This window comes from Nonomuraea indica, from assembly GCF_002850745.1.
In the GTDB taxonomy this organism is placed as follows: Bacteria; Actinomycetota; Actinomycetes; order Streptosporangiales; family Streptosporangiaceae; genus Nonomuraea; species Nonomuraea indica.
This window is the reverse complement of record NZ_KZ559481.1, coordinates 150,369-157,590: the sequence shown is the minus strand read 5'-3', so window position 1 is coordinate 157,590 and position 7,222 is coordinate 150,369. Positions and strand designations below refer to the sequence as shown.

At 76.1% G+C, this 7,222-nt stretch carries 3 protein-coding genes; all 3 read left to right on the top strand.

Annotated elements, in window-relative coordinates; all coding sequences use genetic code 11:
- A partial coding sequence (locus CXR44_RS31670) for an AMP-binding enzyme (protein WP_245899635.1) occupies positions 1-584 on the top strand: 584 nt, incomplete at its 5' end.
- Positions 581-6,013, top strand: a complete 5,433-nt coding sequence (locus CXR44_RS31665; RefSeq protein WP_101789810.1) for a non-ribosomal peptide synthetase — start codon at positions 581-583, stop codon at positions 6,011-6,013. The genes CXR44_RS31670 and CXR44_RS31665, both read left to right, overlap by 4 nt.
- Positions 6,010-7,222, top strand: a 1,213-nt coding sequence (locus tag CXR44_RS31660) for a saccharopine dehydrogenase NADP-binding domain-containing protein (protein WP_219602064.1), incomplete at its 3' end; no start/stop codon positions are given. The genes CXR44_RS31665 and CXR44_RS31660, both read left to right, overlap by 4 nt.

The following is a 7,222-nucleotide window of genomic DNA, read 5'->3' as shown; positions in this document are numbered from 1 at the left end:
ATCACCAGGTCAAGGTGCGCGGGCACCGGATCGAGCTGGGCGAGGTGGAGGCCGCCCTGGTCGCTCACCCGGCCGTGGACCGGGCCGTCGCCACCGTCGTCGGCGGGGCCGCCCGCCGCCTGGCCGCCCTCGCCGTACCGGCCGGCGGCGCCGGCACACCCACCCAGGAGGACCTGCGCGCCTGGCTCGCCGACCGGCTGCCCTCCTACGCCGTACCGGCCACCATCCGGCTGCTCGACGACCTCCCGCTCACCCCCAACGGCAAGATCGACCGCGCTGCCCTCACCCGACTGGCGGAGCAGGACGGCACCAGCGCGGACGCCCCGCCCGACGGGGACACCGAGCGGGCCCTCGCCCGCATCTGGCAGGACCTGCTCGTCCTGCCCGAGGTGGGCAGGCACCAGAACTTCGTCACCCTCGGCGGCGACAGCATCCTGGCCGCCCGCCTCGCCGAGGAGATCCGCGCCGAGTTCGGCGTCGAACTCCCCCTCCGGGAGATCTTCGCCGGACCCACCATCGCCGAACACGCCGCCCTGATCGAACAGCGGCGGACCGCGACCGACTTCGAGGAGGGCACGATATGAACGCCGGCCGGCTCGTCGCGGAACTCGAGAGCCTGGGCGTCCATCTCTGGGAGGAGTCCGGACGGCTCCGCTACCGCGCACCCCAGGGCGTCCTCACCGACGAACGGCGCGCGCAGCTGGCCGAGCACAAGGCCGCCCTGCTCGACCACCTCGCCCGCCGCGAACGGCCGGAGGTCGTCCACGACCCCGACGGCCGCCACGAGCCGTTCCCCCTCACCGACGTGCAGGCCGCCTACCTGCTGGGCCGCCGGGACGCCTTCGACTACGGCGGCACCGCCTGCCAGGTCTACGCCGAACTCGCCTTCGCCGACCTCGACCCCGTCCGCCTCGAAGAGGCCTGGAACCAGCTCGTCCGCCGCCACGACATGCTCCGCGCCACCGTCCACACCGAGGGCTACCAGCAGGTCAGCCCGGACGTGCCGCACTACCGCGTCCAGGTGGCCGACTTACGCGACCGGCCCGCCGCCGACGTCGCCGCGCACGTCGAACGCACCCGCGCCGAGCTGGACCACCGCGTCTACGACCCGGACGTCTGGCCGCTGTTCGAACTGCGGATCACCCGCACCGGTGAGCGCGACCTGCTGCACGTCTCCGTCGACTTCCTCATCGCCGACTACCTCAGCATCCGGCTCCTGCTCACCGAGCTGGAACGCCTCTACCTCGACCCCGGCGCCGTCCTGCCCCCGCTGGAGATCACCTTCCGCGACTACCTGCTCGCCGCCGGCCGCGAACGCGACGGCCTCGCCTACGAGCGCGACCGCGACTACTGGGAGTCGCGCCTCGACGACCTGCCCGGCCCTCCCGAACTGCCGGTCACCGACCATGCCGCCACCAGGGCCGGCACCCGCTTCACCCGCCACCAGGTCACCCTCACCCCCGGCCAGTGGGACGGCCTGCGCGCCAGGGCCGCCGCCCACGGCGTGACCCCGTCCACGGCCGTCCTCACCGCGTTCGCCGAGGTCGTCGGCCGGTGGAGCCGACACCCCGCCTTCACGCTGAACCTGACCCTGCTCAACCGCCGCCCCCTGCACCCGCAGGCCGCCGATCTGGTCGGCGACTTCACCACCGTCAGCCTGCTCGCCGTGGACACCGCCGCCGCCGGCACCTTCGCCGGGCGGGCCGCCGCCGTGCAGAGCCGCCTGTGGGAGGACCTCGACCACCGTCTCTACACCGGCGTCGAGCTGATGCGCGAGATCGCCCGCCGCCGCGGCCGGGCCGCCGCACTCATGCCCGTCGTCTTCACCAGCACCATCGGCGTCGGCGACGACCCCGCCACCGCCGACAGCCTGGCCGAGGTCGTGTACGGCAGGAGCCAGACGCCGCAGGTGTGGATCGACTGCCAGGCACTCGTCGAGGGCGGCACCCTGCAGGTCCGGTGGGACGTGCGCGACGGCGTCCTGCCCGACGGCGTCGCCGAGGACGCGTTCGGCGCGCTGCGCGACCTCCTGCTCGACCTGGCCGGCTCCGACACCGCCTGGGACGCCGCCGACCCCGTACGGCTGCCGGCCGCGCAGGCCGCGCGGCGCGAACGCGCCAACGCCACCGCCGCCCCGATCCCCGGCGGCCTCCTCCACGAACCCGTCGTCGCGCAGGCCCGCCGCACCCCCGACCGGCCCGCCGTCGTGACCGGCGACCGCACCCTCACCTACGGCGAGCTGCTGGAACGGGCCGGCGCGGTCGCCGCGCGGCTGCGCCCGGGCACCCGGGTGGCGATCCTCATGGACAAGGGCTGGGAGCAGGTCGTCGCCGCTCTCGGCACCCTCATGGCCGGAGCCGCCTACCTGCCGGTCGACACCGGCCAGCCGCCGGCCCGGCGCGCCCGCATCCTCGCCGACGCCGGGGTGACCCAGGTGCTCACCCAGTCATGGCTCGCGGACCGGCCGGACGGCCCCGAACTCCTCGACGTCGACACCCTCGCCCCCTCCGACACCCCGCCGCCCGCCTCCCCGGCGGAACCCGGCGACCTCGCGTACGTCATCTACACCTCCGGCTCGACCGGCACGCCCAAAGGCGTGATGATCTCGCACGCCGCCGCGCTCAACACCGTCGCCGACGTCAACGCCCGCTTCGCCGTCACCGCCGGCGACCGCGTCCTCGGCCTGGCGAGCCTCGGCTTCGACCTGTCGGTGTACGACATCTTCGGGCCCCTCGCCGTCGGCGGCGCCCTCGTGCTGCCCGACGCCGGCCGCCGCGGGGACCCCGCCCACTGGGCGCGGCTCGTCGCCGAGCACGGCGTCACCGTGTGGAACTCCGTCCCCGCCCAGCTGCAGATGCTGGAGCACTTCCTCGGCGCGCACCCCGGCACCGCCCTGCCGACGCTGCGCCTGGCGCTGCTCAGCGGCGACTGGATCCCCGTCGCCCTGCCCGGCCGGGTCCGCGCCCACCTGCCCGGCCTCGAGCTCGTCAGCCTCGGCGGCGCCACCGAGGCGGCCATCTGGTCCATCCACCACCCCATCGGCGACCCGCTGCCCGGCTGGTCCAGCGTCCCGTACGGCAAGCCCCTCGCCAACCAGGCGTTCCACGTCCTCGACCACGAGCTGCGCCCCCGCCCCGACTGGGTGCCCGGCGAGCTGTACATCTCCGGCGCGGGCCTCGCCCTCGGCTACCTCGGCGACGAGCGCAAGACCGCCGAACGCTTCATCCGGCGTCCCGGGACGGGCGAGCGGCTCTACCGGACCGGCGACCTGGGCCGGTACCGCGACGACGGCGTCATCGAGTTCCTCGGCCGCGAGGACCGGCAGGTCAAGATCCGCGGGCATCGGATCGAGCTCGCGGAGGTGGAGGCCGCGGTCCAGGCCCACCCGTCGGTCGCCGCCGCGCACGTCCTCGTGGACGGCGACGGCATGGACCGCCGGCTGGCCGCGTTCGCCGAACCCGCCCGCATCGCCGGCGGCGCCGCCGAGGACGGCGAACGGCTCGCCACCGAGCTGAGCGCGGCGGCCGCCGCCGCGGCGGACCCGCACACCGCCCACATCGACCGCGCCGAGCTGATGGAGTTCATCGCCCGGCTGGACCGGGCCGCCGTCCTCGGCATGATGCGCGCGCTCGTCCGGCAGGGGCTGTTCGCCGAGCCCGGCGCCGCCGCCGGCATCGACGAGGTGCTCGCCGCGACCGGCGCCGCCCCCCGTCACCACCGGCTCGTCCGCCGCTGGCTGCGCGTCCTGGACCGGGAAGGGCTGCTCGAACGCCACGGGGACGGATGGCGGGCCGTACGGACCGTCGGCGCCGAGGACCTGGCGGCGGCCTGGCGGGCCGTCGACGAGCTGCAGCGCGAGGACAGCTATCCGGCCGAGCTGATCGGCTACTTCAGGGACAGCACCGACCGCCTGCCCGAACTGCTGCGTGACGAGCTCGACCCCCTGCCGCTGCTGTTCCCCGAAGGACGACTGGAGATCTCCGAGGCCGCCTACCGCGAGAACATCATCAGCCGCTACGTCAACCACGCCACCGTCGAGCTGCTGAGCCGGATCGCCGGCCGTCACCCGGGCACGCTCCGCGTCCTGGAGGCCGGGGCGGGTGTCGGCGGCACCAGCGCCCAGACCATCCCGGCGCTCGACGGCCACGACGTCGACTACCTGTTCACCGACGTCTCGCCGTTCTTCGTCAACGAGGCGCGCGAACGCTTCGGCGACCGCCCCTGGGTCCGCTACGGCCTGTTCGACATCAACGAGGACTACCGCGAGCAGGGCTACGCCCCCAACGACTTCGACGTCATCCTCTGCGCCAACGTGCTGCACAACTCCCGCCACGCCGGCCGCGTGCTGCGGCGGCTCACCGAGATGCTGCGGCCGGGCGGCTGGCTGGTCTTCATCGAGACCACCAAGGACAGCTACCAGATCATGACCTCGATGGAGTTCATGATGCCCGGCAAGGACCCCGCCACCTGGGACTACGAGGACCTGCGCCGCGGCCTCGACCAGACCTTCCTGACCCGGGAGCAGTGGCTCGGGCTGCTGCGCGAGGCCGGCGCCGACGCCACCGTCTGCCTGCCCGGCGACGGCGACGTCACCGGGCCGCTCGGCCAGAGCGTCTTCGCCGCCCGCTTCAAGGCCGACCGCGTCCCCCTCGACGTGGCCGGCCTGGCCGGGCACCTGGCGGACCGGCTGCCCGAGTACATGATCCCGGCGCACCTGCAGGTTCTCGACGCGCTGCCGCTCACCGCCAACGGCAAGGTGGACACGGCCGCGCTGCGCGGGCTGCTGCCCCGCGCGGCCTCAGGCCGCGTGTCCGCCGGCGGCCCGCCCCGCGACGACCTCGAGCGCCGCCTCGCCGCCGTCTGGGCCGAGGTGCTGCACCTGCCGCGGGTCAACCGGGACGACGACTTCTTCGACCTCGGCGGCGACTCCCTCGTCGTGGCCAAGCTCGCCGCCGTGCTGCGCGAACAGGTCCCCGAGGCGCGCGAGGCGTTCTGGGACGACCTGGTCCGCCACATCCTGCACCGGCCCACCGTCGCCGCCCTGGCCGACGAGCTGCGCCGCGGCGCCCGGCCCGCCGAGGACGGCGGCGGCCGGGCCGGGAGCACCCCGCTGGTGCCCCTCGGCGGCGAGCCGGCCGGCCCCGGGACGCTGCGCGTGCTCGTCCACGAGGGCAGCGGCACGCTCGGCCCGTACCGGGCCCTGACCCGCCGCCTCGCCGACAAGGGCGACCGGCTCGCCGGCCTCGCCGTCACCGAGGTCGACGCCTACCTCGCCGAGGACCCGCGCGGCCTCATCGGGCGGCGCGCCGCCCGCTACGCCCGCGCCCTGCTCGACACCGGCGCGACCGGCTTCCACGTCGTCGGCTACTGCATGGGCGGCCTGCTCGCCACGGAGGTCGCCCGGCACCTCACCGAGGCGGGCGCCGCCGTCGAGAACCTCACGGTGATCAGCAGCTACACGCTGCCGCGCGCCATCGACGACGACCTGGTCGCCGAGTACGTCTTCGCCCGCGTCATGGGCGTCGACCCGGCCGCGGCGGGCTACCCGGCGGACGAGGCGGCCATGTCGCGGCTGTTCGAGCGGCTGCTCGCCGAAGACCCCGAACGGGTGCCCGCCGGCCGGCTCGCCGCCCTGGACGCCGCCTTCCGCCCGCTGGCCGCCCGCCCCCAGGCCGAGCGCCTGGCCGCCATCGGCCGAGCCGCCGCCACCGTCCACGCCGACGCCGACGTCGAACGGCACGTCACCTCCCTCTACCAGGTGGTCCGGCACAGCCTCGACGCCGTCGGCGCCCACCGGCCCGAGCCGTACGCGGGGGACATCACGTTCCTGCGGCAACGCGGCGACACCGGTTTCCTGCCGTGGCTGCGCGACGACATGACGGGCTTCTGGCGCGACCTGTGCCTGGGCGACCTGACCGTGACCGACATCCCCGGCGACCACTTCACCTGCCTCCAACCACCCCACGTGGACGAGGTCGCCATGCTCCTGACCCGCCTCGGGGAACGCCGATGACCGCCCCGGACGCCACCCCCGCCGTGCGGCCGGACCACCCTGGCGCCGCCCCCGCCGTCCCCGCCGTGCGGCCGGACCACCCTGGCGCCGTCCCCGCCGTGCGGCCGGGCCACCGTGGCACCGCCCTCGCCGGGGCGCCCGCCCGCTCCGGCGCGGCCGTCGCGGCCGTCGGGGTGCTCGGCTGCACCGGCGCCGTCGGCCGCGCCCTGGTCCGCCGCCTGCGCGAGGCGGGCATCGGCCCCCTCCGCCTCGGCGGGCGCGACCTCACCCGCGTCGAGGCGGTGGCGTCCCGGCTCGACACCCCCGCCTCGGACTCGGCTCACAGGGCCGGCATGGTGCCGGTCGATCCCGTGCGAGGCGTCGGGCCGGTCGATCCCGTGCGAGGCGTCGGGCCGGTCGAGACTGTGCGGGGCGTCGGGCCGGTCGAGACTGTGCGGGGCGTCGGGCCGGTCGAGACCGTGCCGGATGTCGGGCCCGTCGAGACCGTGCCGGGCGTGGTGCCGGTCGAGGCCGTGCGGGTCGACGTGGAGGACGCGCGGGCGCTGGCGGCGTTCTGCGGCGGCTGCCGGGTCGTCGTCAACTGCGCCGGCCCGTCCGCCCGCGTCCTCGACACCGTCGCCCGCGCCGCGCTCGCCGCCGGCGCCGCGTACGTGGACGTCGCCGGCGACCAGATCGACCGCGCCCCGCTCCGGGCCGTCGCCGCCCGCGAGGCCGGCCCCCCGGGCGGCCCCGGGCCCGGCGGGACGGCCGTGCTGGGGGCCGGGATGATGCCGGGGTTGTCGGCGTTGCTGCCGCGCCACCTCGCCGCCGGGTTCAGCCGGGTGGACCGGCTCGTGGCGTACGTCGGCGGCCTGGACCCGTTCACGCCCGCCGCCGCGCGTGACTACGTCGCCTCCCTGGCCGGCGGCCACGGGACCCCGCTCGCCGCCTGGCGGGACGGCGGGCCCGTGCGGGGGGCGCTGCGGCCGGCTCGCGGCGTGCGGCTGCCCGGCTGGCCCGGCCGCGTCAGCGTCTACCCCTACCTCGCCGCCGAGACCGAGCGGCTGGCCCGGACCCTGCGGATCGCCGAGGTGGAGTGGTGGACCGTGTTCGACGGCGACCGCACCCTCGACGCGCTCGCGCGGGCCGGCGACGCGGAGCCGGAGCGGGCGGCCGAGGCGCTGGTGCTGGCCTCCCGGCTGGAGGCGTTCGGGCGCGAGCCGTACTTCC